Annotated in this window: 13 protein-coding genes and 1 pseudogene; 7 read left to right on the forward strand and 7 right to left on the reverse strand. The window is 68.5% G+C overall.

Translation table 11 applies throughout. The features are described 5' to 3' along the window. Positions 1-1,036: 1,036 nt before the first annotated feature. On the reverse strand, positions 1,037-3,187 hold the full coding sequence (locus tag ACFY12_RS15050; RefSeq protein ID WP_390716200.1) for a LamG-like jellyroll fold domain-containing protein: 2,151 nt from the start codon (positions 3,185-3,187) through the stop codon (positions 1,037-1,039). Between the two features lie 256 nt (positions 3,188-3,443). Here ACFY12_RS15050 and ACFY12_RS15055 point away from each other — a divergent pair, with 256 nt between their 5' ends. Continuing rightward, complete coding sequence (locus tag ACFY12_RS15055; protein WP_390716201.1) at positions 3,444-5,051, forward strand: MFS transporter; 1,608 nt, start codon at positions 3,444-3,446, stop codon at positions 5,049-5,051. 103 nt (positions 5,052-5,154) lie between these two features. Next, the gene (locus tag ACFY12_RS15060; RefSeq protein WP_390716202.1) at positions 5,155-5,994 is read left to right on the forward strand and encodes a TetR/AcrR family transcriptional regulator; all 840 of its coding nucleotides are present in this window, start codon (positions 5,155-5,157) and stop codon (positions 5,992-5,994) included. Between the two features lie 361 nt (positions 5,995-6,355). On the opposite strand, the gene ACFY12_RS15065 is transcribed toward ACFY12_RS15060, so the two are convergent. Continuing rightward, positions 6,356-6,736: a hypothetical protein gene (locus tag ACFY12_RS15065; protein ID WP_390716203.1), complete on the reverse strand. Its 381-nt coding sequence runs from the start codon at positions 6,734-6,736 to the stop codon at positions 6,356-6,358. 569 nt (positions 6,737-7,305) lie between these two features. Continuing rightward, positions 7,306-7,611 carry a hypothetical protein gene (locus ACFY12_RS15070; protein ID WP_390716204.1) on the reverse strand — a complete coding sequence of 102 codons (306 nt, stop codon included), beginning with the start codon at positions 7,609-7,611 and terminating at the stop codon, positions 7,306-7,308. A 174-nt stretch (positions 7,612-7,785) separates the two neighbouring features. Here ACFY12_RS15070 and ACFY12_RS15075 point away from each other — a divergent pair, with 174 nt between their 5' ends. Together ACFY12_RS15075 and ACFY12_RS15080 are read left to right on the forward strand one after the other, a co-directional pair. Next, entirely contained in the window at positions 7,786-8,601 is an 816-nt protein-coding gene (locus ACFY12_RS15075; protein WP_390716205.1) for a Scr1 family TA system antitoxin-like transcriptional regulator, read from the forward strand. Beyond that, positions 8,598-8,810 (forward strand): DUF397 domain-containing protein, encoded by a 213-nt coding sequence (locus ACFY12_RS15080; RefSeq protein ID WP_390716206.1) that lies wholly within the window; start codon positions 8,598-8,600, stop codon positions 8,808-8,810. Before ACFY12_RS15075 ends, ACFY12_RS15080 begins: the two co-directional genes overlap by 4 nt. Before the next feature lie 28 nt (positions 8,811-8,838). Here the strand turns inward: ACFY12_RS15080 and ACFY12_RS15085 are convergent, their stop codons facing one another. From ACFY12_RS15085 to ACFY12_RS15095, 3 genes and pseudogenes are all read right to left on the reverse strand, one after another. Further along, positions 8,839-9,681 carry a YceI family protein gene (locus ACFY12_RS15085; RefSeq protein ID WP_390716207.1) on the reverse strand — a complete coding sequence of 281 codons (843 nt, stop codon included), beginning with the start codon at positions 9,679-9,681 and terminating at the stop codon, positions 8,839-8,841. A gap of 176 nt (positions 9,682-9,857) precedes the next feature. Continuing rightward, complete coding sequence (locus ACFY12_RS15090) at positions 9,858-12,551, reverse strand: MFS transporter (RefSeq protein ID WP_390716208.1); 2,694 nt, start codon at positions 12,549-12,551, stop codon at positions 9,858-9,860. Positions 12,552-12,776: 225 nt separating this feature from the next. Next, positions 12,777-13,223, reverse strand: a pseudogene (locus ACFY12_RS15095) (MarR family winged helix-turn-helix transcriptional regulator); the annotation flags it as partial. 278 nt (positions 13,224-13,501) lie between these two features. On the opposite strand from ACFY12_RS15095, the gene ACFY12_RS15100 reads away from it, so the two are divergent. Then, on the forward strand, positions 13,502-13,726 hold the full coding sequence (locus ACFY12_RS15100) for a hypothetical protein (RefSeq protein WP_390716209.1): 225 nt from the start codon (positions 13,502-13,504) through the stop codon (positions 13,724-13,726). A 220-nt stretch (positions 13,727-13,946) separates the two neighbouring features. Beyond that, positions 13,947-14,807, forward strand: coding sequence for an NAD(P)H-binding protein (locus ACFY12_RS15105; protein WP_390716210.1), 861 nt, complete (start codon positions 13,947-13,949; stop codon positions 14,805-14,807). A gap of 33 nt (positions 14,808-14,840) precedes the next feature. On the opposite strand, the gene ACFY12_RS15110 is transcribed toward ACFY12_RS15105, so the two are convergent. After that, complete coding sequence (locus ACFY12_RS15110) at positions 14,841-15,278, reverse strand: 4-oxalocrotonate tautomerase family protein (RefSeq protein WP_390716211.1); 438 nt, start codon at positions 15,276-15,278, stop codon at positions 14,841-14,843. 244 nt (positions 15,279-15,522) lie between these two features. Here ACFY12_RS15110 and ACFY12_RS15115 point away from each other — a divergent pair, with 244 nt between their 5' ends. Next, positions 15,523-16,428 carry a LysR family transcriptional regulator gene (locus ACFY12_RS15115; protein WP_390716212.1) on the forward strand — a complete coding sequence of 302 codons (906 nt, stop codon included), beginning with the start codon at positions 15,523-15,525 and terminating at the stop codon, positions 16,426-16,428. Positions 16,429-16,516: the final 88 nt, after the last annotated feature.

The following is a 16,516-nucleotide window of genomic DNA, read 5'->3' on the forward strand; positions in this document are numbered from 1 at the left end:
GTCTGGGACGGATGAAACAACCAGAGTCAGGGGACAGCAACACCCAGGCCACCGTGCCGATTGTCCGCGGGACCGGGGGACGACCGAGGGGCGACCGGGGAACGCGGCCGGAGATCCCCGTGATCTCCAAGATCTCCAAGATCTCCATCTGAAGATTTCCAGTCGAGCGAGAGGGAGGGACCTGACATGGCACCAGTAGCGGTACCGGCTGACATGGCACCAGTAGCGGGAATGATGCGAGAAGACCTGGTCCTTGCCTCTGCGGCCGGCCTGGTACCCCTTTTGTTGGCGCTGGGCGGGCATCATGGGGCGTGGTGTGGCTGCGGCTGGTGCGCGGCGGCACTCAGGGCCGGGGCAGACGGGTTGGTACCACGGCGGGGGAGTGTGTGCAGGCCGCCGCCGGCCTGCTCCGGGACTCCGTCCGTCGCAGCAGGACGTCTGCGCGTCTCCTGCCGCACCCTGCGCCGGAGCTCCCCCGTTTCGACGGCACGCCGACGCTGGGCACCCGTATGCCCTCCGGCCGCATGTCACGGGGTGGATCGAGCCCGGCTTTTCCACTGGTCTGCCCAGTGCCCTGGCCTGCACAGACTCCGACTCCGACTCCCTTCGTGCGCCTGTCCCGCCACCGATCAGCAGGTGGAGCTGGCGGAGCAGGTGGAGCAGGCGGAGCGAGTGGGGTAAGCGGAGTAGGTGGCAAAGCTCCCTCGCCGGCCCCTGTGCGTCGGGCTTATTCGAGATCGATTGCAGCTTGCGGCCAACAACTGACTGCCGCAGCCAACAACTGATTGCCGCAGCCAACAACTGACTGCTGCAGGGGCCCACAGCGGTGCATCCCGGAACGTTTCTGCTGCCGCGCCTTGCCCGCGGGCGCGGCCTATGATCGCGGTCTCCCCGGCCGTTGCCACTCGACACAACAGGGGATCGGGCGGTCTTTGTTGCAGCGAAGCCCGCCCACAGCACGACCAGCGGTTGTGCCTTCGGCCTCCGGTGGCCTGCCACTTCCCTTAGACGGGGGCGGGCCACCGGAGGCTGTCGCTCAGCTGCCGGGCTTGGGCAGTGCCAGGTTCATCCGGTGGACGTCGTCCCGGTACATGGCGCTGACCGAGGCGGGCGACAGGTCGACGCTCAAGGCGCGAACGGAGCTGATCTGCCCGGGGAAGTAGTCACCCTCGGCCCCGGCCCACTTGCCTCGGCCGATGGCGAAGGCGCCCTTCGCCTCCCAGGGCTTCAGGGCCAGCCCGACCGGGGCGCCTTGGGGCTTTCCGTTGACGTACAGGCTGATGGTGTTCGCGGCGGCGCTGTAGACACCGGTCAGGTGCGTCCACTCGGTGCCGGCGGGTGCCGTCGAGAGGACGCCCGCGTTTCCTTGCGGGGAGGCGGAGTCCTCGCTCATCCGCTTGAGGGCCCACTTCTTCGCCTGGGCGTCATACTGGAGGTGGAAACCGCTGGTCTGCCGGCCGTCCTGGCTGACGACGGTCCGGTTCCAGGGCTGGTCGACGGAGGTCAGCTTCACCCACGCCGACACGGTGAAGTTGTCGGAGGTGTTCACCACCGGCCCGCCCGCGGCGCAGGAACCGCTGGTGCCGTCGAAGCGCGCGGAGACGCCCCTGGTGGTGTCATCCGCCCAGCTGGAGCCGCGGGAGCAAGTCAGCTTGTGGGTCGTGCCGTTGGCGTTCTGCGCGGTCATCGGTTCAGTGGAGGGTTTGTCGAGATCGGCCGGGTCCATGAGCCGGTCGTGCAGCGGCCACTCGGCGGATATCGGAAGCGTCCAGACCTCGGCCGGAGTGTTGATGCACTGGTAGATCTCCAGGCGGGCCGACTCTGCCGTGGAGGCGTGGGAGATGTGCAGGCATTTGCCGGAGTGGGGGTTGCGCAGTTTGCCGTCCTGCTGGGCGACCCACTGCTGCGCGACGGAGCCATTGCACTCATAGAGTTGCACCGGCGTGCCGTCGGTGGTGCCCGAAGTCCGAACGTCCAGGCATTTGTCCGCCGCGAGTGCACTGCGCACCGTGCCGTCCGTCTTCACGCTCCAGCGCTGCGCCGCATTGTTCTTGCAGTGGAGGGTCTGCAACGGGGTGCCATTGGCCGTGGAGGCCCCGAGGACATCGATGCACTTGTCCCCCGCATACGGGCTCCGAATGGTGCCGGTGGCCTCCACCAGAGGCCGCTTGGGCTGGTAGAGCCGCACATAATCCACGTACATCTTCTGCGGGAAAGCCGTCTCCGCGGGCGGGTCCTTGGGCCATCCGCCGCCGACAGCGAGGTTGAGGATCACATAGAATGGCCGGTCGAAGACCCAACTTCCCTGCGGCGCATCGGTTTTGTGCTGTTCGTGGATCGGAATGCCGTCCACGGAGAAGGTGACGTGATCCGGGAACCAGTCCATCGCATAGACGTAGAATTCTTCGGAAAGCTGCTTGTTGCTCAGCTTCTGGAAACTGCCGTTGCTGCCGTTGCGCCAGTGGTGGCGGAAGCGAGCGTCGCCGGACTGCGGGTCGACAAGCCTGTTGGGACCGATCAGTCCGCTGCATACCAGGCATTCGGGCTTGGCGACGGATTCCAGGATGTCCATCTCGCCGCCGTTGGGCCACCCCTGACTGGTGCCCAGTACCCAGAAGGCCGGCAGCAGGCCCTTTCCGCCGGGCAGTTTGATACGCGACTCGATACGGCCGTACCGGGACTGGGCGAACGGTGCGTTCTGCGTGGTGATGCGGGCGGAGGTGTAGTCGCAGTCGGCTTCCTTGCGCTTCGCCGGATCCGAGACGTTGGCCTGCGCCCAACCAGGGTTGTCCTCGCGTACGTAGGCGCACTTGAGGCCTTTGGACCCGCGCCGGGCGGTGATGACGAGGTTGTCGCCGTCGGTCTGCGCGTTGTCCGCGTCCTTGGTGTAGTACTGCAGTTCTTTGTTGCCGGAGTTGTAGTTTCCCGCGTTGCCGACTTCATAGGTCCATGCGTCACCGGGCTGGTGCGGGGCGCCGTTGAATTCGTCGGCCCAGGTGAGCTCCCACTGGTGGGAATCCGCCTGTCCGGGAAGTGCGACAGCGGGGGCTGCCGGAAGAGTGAGGAGGCCGGCGCAGAGGGATGCCGTAAGGGCGGTGACTGATATGCCGCGCAGGATTCCCTTCGTGTTCCTCTGGAGGGAGGAGGAGTGGTGGCGTGGAGGGATGCGCCGGTGGATGATCTTCATCGCGACATTGTCTCTTTGTGCCTTTGGTGCCGTTTCATCGATCTTGGTGTCGGTTCGTCGGCCTCGATGCCGGTTCGTTAGCCCGTCCCCGGTTCGCCCTCCGTCCCTCCGCCGGTTCGTCCTCCGTCGCTCCCCCGGTCCGTCCTCCGTCCCTCCGCTGGCCCACCCCGTCACCCCTGCGGATAAATCAGCTGTACGGCGTATAGCCTCCGCTGTACGGTGTATGGCATCCGCTCGTTCCGTACAGGGAGCCCGTATGACCTCCGTGGCCTCCGGCGCCACTCCCACCCCCTCCTCCACCACCACCCCTGCCTCCACCACCCCCACCCTCCAGCCGCTGGGACGGCACGCCGCCCGCTGGCTGATCCTGGCCGTCATCTGCGTCGCGCAGCTGACCGTCGTCCTCGACAACACCGTCCTCAACGTCGCCATCCCCTCCCTCACCACTGAGCTGGGTGCGACCACCGCGGACGTCCAGTGGATGATCAACGCCTATTCGCTGGTCCAGTCCGGTCTGCTGCTCACCGCGGGAAACTCCGCCGACCGTTACGGCCGTAAGAAGATGCTCGCCGTCGGTCTGGTGCTCTTCGGCCTCGCCTCGCTCGGTGCCGCCCTCGCGCAGTCCCCCGGTCAGCTGATTGCCGCCCGCGCCGGTATGGGCATCGGCGGTGCGCTGCTGGTCACCACCACCCTCGCCGTCGTCATGCAGATCTTCGACGACGCGGAGCGCCCCCGGGCCATTGCCATCTGGAGCTCGGTCAACTCGCTCGGCTTCGCTGCCGGACCGCTGATCGGCGGCGCGCTGCTGGACCACTTCTGGTGGGGCTCGCTGTTCCTGGTGAACATCCCCGTCGCCGCCATAGGACTGGCGTCCGTCGTCACCCTCGTCCCGGAGTCCAAGAGCCGAGAGGGCGAGCGCCCCGACCTCCTGGGCGCCCTGCTCTCCATGATCGGCATGGGTTCGGTGGTCTTCGCGATCATCTCGGGACCGCACGCCGGCTGGTGGTCCGGACAGGTGGTGATCTCCGCCGCCGTCGGGATCGCCGCGCTCGCCCTCTTCGCGGGCTGGGAGCTGTACGTCCCGCACCCCATGCTGGACATGCACTTCTTCCGGAACCGCCGCTTCATCGGCGCGGTCTCCGGCGGCATCCTCGTCGCCTTCGGGATGGGCGGCTCGATGTTCCTGCTCACCCAGCACCTCCAGCTGGTGCTCGGTTACGGCCCGCTGGACGCCGGTCTGCGGATGGCGCCGCTCGCGGTGACGGTGATCCTGATCAACTTCACCGGTCTGGGCGTCCGTCTGATGCCCAAGCTGGGCACTCCGGGAATGATCGTCTCGGGGATGTCGCTGCTCGCGGGCGGTCTCGCCGCGATATCGCTGCTCGGTGGCCACAGCTACGGCGGCATGCTGTTCGGCTTGATCGTGATGGGTGTCGGCGTCGCGCTCGCCATGCCGACCATGGCCAACGCCATCATGTCCGCGATCCCGCCGGCCAAGGCGGGCGTGGGCGCCGGCGTCAACGGCACGCTGATGGAGTTCGGCCAGGGCCTCGGCGTCGCCGTCCTCGGCGCGGTCCTCAACTCCCGCTTCGTGGCACTGCTTCCGCTGGTCGCCGCGGGCGCCGGGTCACTCCCCGCGGCGCTCGCCAGGACCCGTACGGACGCCGAACGGACGGCCGTACAGGACGCCTTCGCCTCCGGCATCGGCACCAGCCAGCTGGTCGGTGCGGCCGCGGTGTTCCTCGGCGGGCTGCTCGCCGCCGTACTGCTGCGCCGGGCCGAGCGCACGGGCACGAGCACAGGCACAGGCACGGGCACAGGCACGGGCACGAGCCAGGAACCGGCGGTCGCCGTGGCGGAATAGCATCGGCGGTGTACGTGATCGCGAACGCCATCGAGAACAACCCGTACGGATACGGACCGGAAAACCAGCGCAGCCCGTACCCGTACGGACAGGAAGGGGCCCCATGGCAGCGACGGACGGCCGCGCCGGAAAGCGGCCGCACAGCGTCTGGCTGACCGAACGGCCCCCGCTGAAACGGAAGGCGGACCAGCCGGCCGGACTCGACCTCGACAAGATTGTCGCGGCAACGGTCCGGCTGCTGGACGCCGAGGGCCTGGCGAAGTTCTCGATGCGCCGGCTCGCCGCCGAGCTCGGCGTCACCGCGATGTCCGTCTACTGGTACGTCGACACCAAGGACGACCTGCTGGAACTCGCCCTGGACAGCGTTATGGCCGAGGTCCGGCTCCCGGACGAGTCCGGCACCGGCGAGCACGGCACTGACGGGGGCGGCACCGGCGAGCACGGCACTGACGGGGGCGGCACCGGCGAGGCCCGGGACTGGCGCGACCATCTGCGGGCCCTGGCCCACGAGTACCGGGCGCTGCTCACCGGCCACCCCTGGGTGGCCCGGCTCATGGGCACGTACATCAACATCGGCCCGCACTCCCTCGCCTTCTCCAACGCCAGCGTGGGGGTGATGAGGGAGAGCGGGCTGTCGATGGAGCAGATCACCGGTGGGCTGTCCGCCGTCTTCCAGTTCGTCTACGGCTTCGCCACCGTCGAGGGTCTGTTCAACGCCCGCTGCGCGGAGGCCGGGATGTCGGTCGACGAGTACCACCAGCAGGTGATGTCCGCGGTCCGGGGCCGCCCGGAGTTCGCCGAAACGGTGGAGAACGCCACGCAGGTCATGGAGGCCCGCGGCGGCCGGACCGTCGAGGAGATGCGCGACCGCGACTTCACCTTCGCCCTCGACCTCCAGATCGCGGGCATCGAGGCGATGCGGTCCCGCGTCGCGGGGCGCTAGGACGTGTTTGAGGAAAGAAGAGCGGCGCGTACGGGCCTGTGATGGTAGCCCGCACGCGCCGTAGACCTTTGTTATGGGCAGTCCGTGATGGGGGCGTTCATGACATCACAGGGCTGTACGAGTCCGGCCGGTTCTCGTCACTTCCCTCTCATGAGGCGACCCTCGAATTCACCTAGGAATTCTTGTCATTGTGGCTGGCTGAGCGTTCTATCTTCGAAATCGCCAGAGTGTAAATGCCTGTCAAGACGCTTACGGCGAGAAGCTGTCCCCACAAGGGATCAATAACCCTGTTTGCCACCACGAGCGCGACAATGAGCGCGATCGTGGCCAATGTTCGGCTGACCATAACCGGAACTCCCTCTTACGTCCCGAGTGACGTGAGGCATCCGGTCACGCCACCCGACACCACCTTCTCTGAGATCTTTTCTGCCGCGTCCTTGCTGACGTACTTGCCGACCACCAGCGCGGTGGCTCCACCTATTGCGGCCTTGACCAAGCAGTTCTTGACGATATCCATCATCTTGGTGTTGGTCATGAGCGCTGCGCAGGCGTTCTCGTCGTTGTACGCGGTGCACATCGACCGCTCTTCCTCGATGGGGTTCACCATGGGAGCCTGCGTGGAACGGGCGGTTGGCGCCCCGTCATCAGCGGATGCCACACCCGCGCCGAGGGTCATGATGCCACCAGCCATAACCGCCGGCGCCAGCACGTAGGTAACGGCCCGCTGCCTCAACTTGTTCACTTAATTCCCCGAGAATTGCAAATGGGAGACGCGTGGTTGTGGTCAACAACCAGCGCGGCAAAACGGTCGTGGGTGACTGTAGTAATGGCATCTGTGCTTGTAAAGGGGTCTTAGAAAGGCTTAATTTCTGGGACGTGTGGTGCCTTGCGCGCAGATACGGGACATTGCGGCCAGGCGGTCACACCGTTGATTCGCGTGCTCGTGTGGCGAGGCGTCAGTTATGTAACTTCGGGGAAACGGGCGGGACTTCGATGTGGTTGCTGCTCGATAGCGGGCGCAGCAACTTGGATGCATCCTGAACGTTCATCAGCCTTGTGTCGGGCGCCAGCCGCGGAGAGTAGTTTCAGGGGAATCGGTGAAACCCTGCACCTGGCATCGCGGTCGACTGGAGGGTGAAGCCGTGGAATTCGGCCGCCCCGGCCACGATGCCTTGTCTTCTCCTGGGGTGCGGGTGGCACCGCGGTGAAGTGGGTGTGCCTGACTCGGCGGGTGGTCATTGATTGAACGTTGGATGGTTTGCCCGCCCGGCTCCCTGTCATGGCGCGGTGCTAGGACGTGTTTGAGATGTGCTAGTCGACAGGCCCGGGCCGGGGGAATTCGGGAGCGGGCCAGGCCACGCCCTGCCAGTCCACGTGGTCCCCGTCCCGGTGTTCGGTACGAACGCAGGGACGGGGATTGTTGCACTCTTCGGGGCGGGTGGCTCCACACAGCTGGAATGTCGAGGCGGGGACGTCGTCGTGGCACGGGTGACGCCGCAGCAGCACTCGGTGGTCCACGGCCCCTGAGTGATCGCCGCTGCGGAGGGCGAGCGCCAACTCCACCTTGAGACGGGCGCATTCGGCGCATGCGGGGGCGCCCACTTCCTGCTCGGCCATCCGAACTCCTCACTGGGTGTGATCGATTGGTCACAAGGGTGCAGTAGGGATAGGTACCGTGGGGCGTATTCGGTGCTCGATCAGTGGGTTGAGTAGGGAGGCATATGCCCTTCTGGCTGGCCTGCAGGAACACCGACTCGCTTTACGTGATCAGCCACGTGGTCAGGGGGAGTGATGAACGAACAAGAGGATCCTCGGCGGCGCTTCGCCGAGGAGTGCCGGAGTGGGCGAGAGCTGTACCCGGAACGACAGCTGAATCAGGACCAGTTGGCCCGTATGCTCCGGACGTCGCGGTCCACGGTCAGTCGAGTGGAAACGTGCCGTGGCCCGATTCCACCAGACCTGCCACCGCTCTTGGACCAGGTGTTCTCGACTGATGGGCTGTTCAAGCGGCTGTACGAGGAGATCGTGTCGCGGTCTCATCCGGCCCTGTACCGGCGGCGGATGGCGCTGGAGCGGGAAGCCATTGCAGTGCGGGAGTGGTCGCCGACTGTCGTGCCCGGACTGCTGCAAACTCCGGACTATGCTCGGCTGCTCTTCCGGGCCGGTAATCCTCGTGCGAGCGAGGGGGAAATCTCGGCGTCCGTTGCTGCCCGAATGGCGCGGCAGGGCATCTTGAAGGCCGACGTGCCCCCGGACGTGCACGTCGTACTGTGCGAGTCGGTGATCCGTCGGCTTGTTGGCGGTCGCGAAGTCATGGGGGAGCAACTGGCTGCGCTACTCAAGCATGGTGCCAAGGCGACGACGCGGATCCAGGTTCTGCCCTTGGATGCGGAGGCGCATCTGTTCATCGACGGCGCGGTCACGCTCCTGACAGACCCGCACAACGTGACGCGGGTATGCGCCGACGCATTCCGTACAACAGCCATCGTCGAAGATCCTGAGCAGGTCCGGAGGGCCGTTCGTACATACGATGGACTCATGGGCGAAGCGCTTATGGCCCGGGAGAGTGCGTACCTGATCAAAGATCAGATGGAGAAACTGACGTGACTGTGAATCCTGCTTCTCACCAATGGGTCAAGTCCAGCTACAGCAACCCAGAAGGTGGCAACTGTCTCGAATGGGCCCCCGGCGCCCTCCCCGCCGGTTCCGTTCCCGTACGGGACTCCAAGAACCCCGGGCCGGAGATCTACTTCTCGGCGGATGCCTGGGCGGACTTCGTCCGTCGGGTGCGGCGGGGTGGGTTCCCCGCCGCGTGACCCGGCCCCGAGCCCAGGGGTGGGTGGCTCAGCCCATCGGCAAGCTGTCGCCCTGTACCGCCTGTATGTCCAGTTCGACCTTCAGGGTCGTGCCGATGGCGGCGATACCGGCCGCTACGACCTGGTTGTAGTTCATCTTGAAGTCCTCGCGGCGCAGTTCGGCCGTGGCGCGGAAGGCGGCGCGGACGCCGCCCCAGGGGTCCGGGCCGGTGCCGAGGTAGCTCAGGTTCAGGTCCACCGGGCGGCTGATGCCGCGCAGGGACAGTTCGCCGTGTACCGTCCAGCGGTCCGGGCCGGCGGGGGAGATGCCCGTGCTGCGGTAGGTGATGTGTGGGTACGCCTCGATGTTGAGGAAGTCCTCGTTGCGGAGGTGGGCATCGCGCATTCCGTTGCCGGTGTCGATGGAGGCGGCGGCGATGGTCGCGTCGACCCGCGACTGCGACAGGTCCTCGGCGATCTCGATCCGGCCGCTGAAGTCGGCGAAGCGGCCGTGCACGCTGGAGATGCCCAGGTGCTGGGCGACGGCGGCCACCGTCGAGTGCATCGGGTCGATCGTCCACGTGCCGGGCGGCGGCAGTTCGGCTCCGCCCTGGCGGGCCAGTACGACGGTGCCCACGTCCATTCGGCCGCTCGCCGTCACGATCGCGCTGGACGCGGCCGGCGCATAGCCCACGGCCGTCACGATGACCGTGTACGGGCCGGCGGGCAGCGGCTGCGCGGTGCGGAGAGTGCCCTCCTCGTCCGCCGTCGCGCGCAGCACCTGCGTGCCCGTCATGTCGGTGACGGTCAGTACGGCGTGCTGTACGGCCCAGCCGTCCCGCGTGCGGACCTGCGCCCTTACGCCCGCAGTTCCCGCGCCCGTCGAATGCATTCCGTCTCCTGTTTCGATGCTTGGTAGATGTCGGGCTCCGGGCGGCGGCGGGCAGGCCGTCCCCTGCCTGTGCGCCGCGCCGCCGCCGGAGCCCTGGTGCCGGGCCGGGGCGCGTCTCCGCTCGACGCGCGCCCCGGCCCGGGGCTGTGGTGCTCCCTGAGGGGGAGCCTCCCGGGTCAGTCCCCGGGGTGGGTGAGGTCGATGTCGTGGGCGTCGACCCCGCTCGCGTCGACCGCCAGGCCGGTGGCGACCGGCGGGTAGCCGCTCGCGATGACCGTGTAGTCGCCCGCGTCCAGGTCGGTGAAGGCGTACGCGCCGTCCTCACCGGTCGTGGAGGTGGCCACGACATTGCCTGCCGCGTCCACCAGCGTCACCCGCGCATCGGCCAGCGGCTGCCGGTCCCCGTCGCGGCCGCCCGCCCGTACGGTGCCCTGCACCCGCGCGCCGGACAGCAGCTCGACCTCGATATGGGTCGTGCCCTGGCCGCCGACCTCGATCGGCAGCGCCGCCGGGCGGTGGTCGGCGGCGTTCACCGCGAGGGTGAAGGTGCCGGGCGCCAGCTCGTCGAAGGCGAAGTAGCCCTCGGCGCTGGTCTTCCCGGTGGCCAGTACCTCTCCGCGGACATCGGTCACCACGACCATCGCGCCGTCGACGGGCTCGCTGGTGGCCGCGCTGCGGACCTGTCCGGCGAGGCCGCTGGTGCCGCTGAGCAGGATGTCGTAGCTGTGCGGCTGGTCGCCGACGACGACCGTGGCGGCCTGCGGCTGGTGCCCGTCGGCCGCGGCGATCAGGACGTACGAGCCGGCGCCGGGGGCGGTGAGCGCGTACGAGCCGTTGGCCTGGGCGGTCACGCGGGCCAGCTGACGCCCGTTGAGCGAGATCAGTGTGACGGCGGAGCGCGGGACGGGGTTGCCGTCCGCGTTGCGGACGAAGCCGTGGACCGATGGGCCGGAGGGGGCGGAAGGGTCGGACGGGGTGCCGTTTCCGGTGTCGGTCGAGGCGTAGGCCTTGAGCGACTGGGACGGGAGCCGGGCCGGCTGTGCCCAGGAGGGCGGTGTCTTCGTCCCCGTCCCGTCGCCGTACGGCTCCGGATCCGGGCCGTCCGAGCCGGTCCCGGCCCCGGCCCCGACACCCACCAGGGCGGGCTCGGGCTCCGGCTCGGCATGAGCGGCAGAAGCACTGGCACTGGTAGCGGCAGCGGCACTGGCAGCGGCACGGGCAGGAGCCCCGGCCCCCGCGCTCTCCGCACTGCCCTGCGCGGCACCGCTCTGCGCCAGTCCGCCACGCGTCTTCAGCGCCACCTCCTTGATGAAAAGGGTGAGGAGGAAGGCGAGCAGCGCGCAGGGCGCCGCGTACAGGAACACATCGCCGACGCCGTGCCCGTAGGCGCTCTCCATGACGGTGCGCAGCGGCGCCGGGAGGGCGTCCAGGTCCGGGATGCCGCCGCCGCTGGAGCCCCCGCCGTGCGCGGCGGCCTGGGCGGCCTTGGGGCCGAGCTCGGCCAGCCCGTCCTTGACGTAGTGGGTGACGCGGTTGGCGAGCACCGCACCGAGCGCCGAGACGCCCACCGCACCACCGAGGGAGCGGAAGAAGGTCACGACGGAGGAGGCGGAGCCGAGGTCCTCGGGGGCCACCTGGTTCTGGGTGGCCAGGACCAGGTTCTGCATCATCATGCCGATGCCGAGGCCCATCAGCGCCATGAAGATCGCGATGTGCCAGTACTCGGTGTCGTAACGGATGGTGCCCAGCAGGCCCAGACCGGCGGTCAGCAGCGCGCCGCCGGAGACCAGCCACGCCTTCCAGCGTCCGGTCTTGGTGATGATCTGGCCCGAGACGGTCGAGGAGATGAACAGTCCGCCGATCATCGGGATGGTCATGATCCCGGACATCGTCGGCGACTTGTCGCGCGCCAGCTGGAAGTACTGGCTGAAGAACACGGTGCCGGTGAACATCGCGATACCGACGAAGAGTGAGGCAGCCGAGGCGAGGGTGATCGTCGGGTTGCGGAACAGCCGCAGCGGGATGATCGGCTCCTTGGCCCTGGCCTCGACGAGGACGAAGACCGCGCCGAGGACGACCGCGCCGCCGACCATCGCCGCCGTCTGCCAGGACAGCCAGTCGTACTTGTCGCCGGCCAGCGTCACCCACACCAGCAGCAGCGAGACCGCCGCGGAGATGAAGAACGCGCCCGCCCAGTCGACCTTGACGCCCGCGCGCTTGACGACGGGCAGCTTCAGGGTCTTCTGCAGCACGATGAGCGCGATGACGGCGAACGGTACGCCGACGTAGAAGCACCAGCGCCAGCCGAGCCAGCTGGTGTCGGTGATCACGCCGCCGAGCAGCGGACCGCCGACGGTGGCGACGGCGAACACCGCGCCGAGGTAGCCGCTGTACCGGCCGCGCTCCCGCGGCGAGATCATCGCGGCCATGACGATCTGGGCCAGGGCGGACAGACCGCCCACGCCTATGCCCTGCACCACACGGCAGGCGATCAGCATGCCGGTGTTCTGCGACAGCCCGGCGACCACCGAGCCCGCGACGTAAATGATCAGTGCGACCTGTACCAGCAGCTTCTTGCTGAAGAGGTCGGAGAGCTTGCCCCACAGCGGTGTGGAAGCCGTCATCGCCAGCAGCGACGCCGTGACCACCCATGTGTACGCGCTCTGCCCGCCCTCCAGATCGTGGATGATCTCCGGCAGCGCGTTCGACACGATCGTCGACGAGAGGATGGCGACGAACATACCGAGCAACAGCCCGGACAGCGCCTCCATGATCTGACGATGCGTCATGGGCGCCCCGTTGGAGGCACTGTGGCCGCCTCCATGCTTGGCGTGGCCGCCCCGCACACCGGCTGGTGTGGTCGTAGCCATGTCGTTCCTTTTCGTTTCGCGGGTGTGCGGGTGGTTCGGTGGTTCGGTGGTTCAGTCCGTCGGAGCGAGGACGGTTCGGGGGTCGTGCGTCGCCCGGGGGTCGTGCGTCGCCCGGGTGTTGTGCGTCGCCCGGGTGTTGTGCGTCTCCCGGGTTTCGTGCGTCGGCGGGGCGTCGTGCGTCGGCCGGGTGTCGGAGCCGTGGTGGTGCGCTCCGTGGTGGGCTCCGTGGTGCGCTCCTCGGGTCCGGCAGTCGCCGAAGCTCGTACGGAGCCGTGCCAGCAGCTCGTTGAGGCGCCCGATGTCGTCGTCGGTCCAGTCCCTCAAGTACCGCGCCAGCGCGGCCGTGTAGCGCTCGGCGAGCTCGCCGAGGAGCTCCTGTCCGCTCGGGGTCAGCCGCAGCAGCCGCGACCGCCGGTCCTCGGGATCGGCTTTCCGCTCGACCCACCCGCGCTCACATACGTGCGCGACGTGCCGGCTGGTCACGGACATGTCGATCGCCAGCAGCTCGGCCAGCTGACTCATCCGCATCTCGCCGTGCCGGTCGAGGAGCGTCAGTACGCCGGCCGAGGCGGGCGGGCAGTCCTGCGGCAGGATCCGCCCCATCTCGCGCTTGACGGCTCCGATGGCGCTGAGTTGCCGGGCCAGCTCCTCGTACTGACTGTGGGCGGCCACGGGGTCCTCCAGGTCCAGGCATCCCTGCCTTTGATCTTTGTTGCTTGAAGCAACTATAGGCAAGATTGGTTGCTGAAGGCAAACGATTTGGTGTGGTGTGCAGGTAAAAACCCGACAAAGGGCCCGGGTGCTCTCCCGGCGGTGCTCACAGGGCGCTCCCGTGAAGCTCCCGTGAGTGCTCCCGTGGCGCTCCCGTGAGTGCTCCCGTGGCGCTCCCGTGAAGCTCCCGAGGGCCCCAGGGGTGCCCCCAGCCCCCCAGTTCGCTAGGGTCCTCCCCCATGGCGACCAACCCGCAGAACCAGGCCGAGGGCAACTACGACCCGGCGGGCAGCACGCAGATGTTCCGAGCCTTCGTCGACGAGGGCGGCACCCCGCAGGCCGCCGCCGGCGGCCGCCGCGCACCGGCCCCTCAGCAGTCGGCCGGCCCGCGCGTGGGCATCATCCTGGGCGTCATCGTCGCCGTCCTGGCCGTCGCGGGCGCGGTGTGGCTGGCGGTGTCGTAGTCGCCGTCGTAGTCGCCGTCGCCGTCGCCGTCGTCGGCATGTCGCCACATCGCCACATCGCTGCCCCATCGTCGCCATCGCCGCGCTGAGGGCGTAGGACGGGGGATGTAGGGGCGGCTGGTCCTCTCCGCCGATGTGGCGGGCCGACCAACCTTCCTAGGCTCGGGAACAGCCGGGGCGACCAGCCCGAGGCCCGAGCGCGAGCCCAGGAGGAGATCCAGTGATCGTAGTGACCGGTGCCACCGGCAACGTCGGCCGTGCCCTTGTCGGGCGTCTCGCCGCCGCGGGGCGGCCCGTGCGGGCGGTGAGCCGCAATCCGGAGCGGGCCGCCCTGCCCCCGGGAGTGGAGGTGACGCCTCTCGAATCGGCCGGGCTCTTCGAGGGGGCGTCCAAGCTCTTCCTCCATGTGCAGGGGACCGAGGGGCGCATCGGCACCGTCCTCGACGCGGCCCGCGCCGCCGGCGTACGACACGTCGTCATGCTCTCCTCGTCAATCATCGGGGAAGGTGCCGACGAAGGTGCCGACGAGACCCACCCCATCTACGTCATGCATGCGCGGGCCGAGCAGTTGGTCCGGGACAGCGGTCTGGAGTGGACCTTCCTGCGCCCCGGCTCGTTCTCCACCAACGCCCTCCAGTGGGCCGCGCAGATCCGCGAGGGTGACACCGTACGCGGCCCCGTCGCGGGCGCCGTCAGCGCGCCGATCCACGAGGACGACATCGCCGCCGTGGCCGAGCGTGCCTTGCTCGACGACGGACACGTCGGCGCGGCGCACCGGCTCACCGGGCCCGAGGCGGTGACCCACGCGGGGCAGGTCGCGGCCATCGGGCGGGCGCTCGGCCGGGACCTGACCTACGTCGAGGTTCCGGCGGAGGAGGGGGAATCCACGTTCTTCCCGGACGTGCCGCGGGACTTCGTGCGGGCCTTGCTGAAGTCCTTCGCGGAGATGGTCGGTACCGAACCCGAGATCACGTCCACGGTCGAGGAGATCACCGGGCGCCCGGCGCGTACGTTCGCTGCATGGGCCGGGGACCATCGGGCGGACTTCCGGACGGACTTCCGGACGGACTTCGCTTCCTGAGTCGTTCAGCGGGCAGGGGTCAACGGGCAGTGGTCAACGGGCAGTGGGTTCGGGGGCGTCCTCGGCCCGGCGGTAGAAGTCGAACTGGGTCACCCCGTTGTAGCCGTAGCTCTCGGGGTGCAGTTCGTGCAGTGCGACGCCGGACCGGGGGAGCGGGCCGAGGACGTTCGTCAGCAGTTCACCGGCTGCGGCGATGAAGTCGGCCTTCTCCGCCGCGCTGTTCGTCCCCGCGGTGATGCTGGCCTCCACGTGCGCGTCGCGGTCGCGATCGTGGTCGTGTTCGCGGTCGCCGGTCAGGGGTTTTCCGTCGATGAAGTAGCGGTCGGCCGGGACGAGGTTGAGGTGGACGATGGTGCGCGCGCCGGACTTGCGGAGGACCGAGACGGCCAGCTGGGTCAGGCCCTCGGCGAGGGCGCGCTGGGCGTCGGCCGGCAGGTCGGGGTCGGTGACGGTGACGCGGAAGTACGGCATGTCTCTCCTCTGCGTGGCTTGATCTGCGCGTGTTCGGCCTGCGTGTGTTCGGCCTGCGTGTGCTTGGCCTGCTCGTGCGGCCGGCGGTACGGAGTACCGGGGTGTGCGCGGCTGGTGATACGGAGCACCGGGGTGTGTGTGGCCGGTGGTACGGAGCACCGGGGCCGGCGGGTACGGAGAAAGCGTCGCCGAGCTGCGACCATAGATCCAACGCATAGCTGTCATACGCATATGAGGCGGCCTCATGACCGTGAATCTGCCCCAGCTGAGGGCCTTTCTCGCCGTCGTTGACGCGGGCGGCTTCAGCGCGGCCGCCGTGGAGCTGGGCATGAGCCAGTCGGCGGTGTCGCACGCCGTCGCCTCCCTGGAAAGGGAGTTGGCCGCCCCACTGCTGGTACGCACCACACCGGCCCGGACCACGGCACTCGGGGAACAGGTCCTGCCCCACGCCCGCATCGCGCTCGCGGGGGCCCAGGCCGTGGAGCAGATCGCGGCCGAGGCCACCGAGACCCTGACCGGCACCGTGCGGCTGGCCGCCACGCCAACGGTCTGTCAGGGACTGGTCCCGGTTCTGCTCCGGCACTGGTGTGAGGACCAACCGCGGATCACCTTGCGGGTCTTCGAGGGTGACAGCGCGGAGGTCTCGTCGTGGCTGGAGGACGGGACCGCCGACGCCGCGATCCTCATCGACCCGCCGCCCGGCCCCGGCATCCAGCTCGCCCTGGACCACTACCGGGCCCTGCTGCCCCGGGACCATCCCCTGGCGGGTGAGCCGTCCGTCGACATCCGCGACTTGGAGGACGACCAGTTCCTGATCTCGCCCAACGGCTGTGAAGCCCGTATCCGTGCGATCCATGACCTGGCCGGGCTGCGCTTCACGCCGACGCACCGGGTACGGGACCTGGCGACCCTGATCAGCATGGTCCAGGCCGGCCTCGGTGTGACGATCCTGTCCGAGGTCTCGCACTCCCTGATCTCCGACGACCTGGTCCTGCTGCCGCTGGAGCCTCGGACCTCCCGTCGCCTCGTACTCACCGGGCCGCCGGCCCGCCCCTGGCATCCCGCGATCCGCACTTTGGCCGAGTCGGCCGTCGGCCATCTGGCCCGGACGTCGCCAAGGCCGAATTCGCCGCCCGCGCTGGGCTGTTGAGCAGCAGGGGCCTCAGGAGGGATCTCAGCAGAACCTCAGGAGGAGGACCGGTGGGCAGGGGGCCTGAGGAGCACCAGAGGGAGCGGGG

The organism is Streptomyces sp. NPDC001339 (assembly GCF_042895955.1).
Classification (GTDB): Bacteria; Actinomycetota; Actinomycetes; order Streptomycetales; family Streptomycetaceae; genus Streptomyces.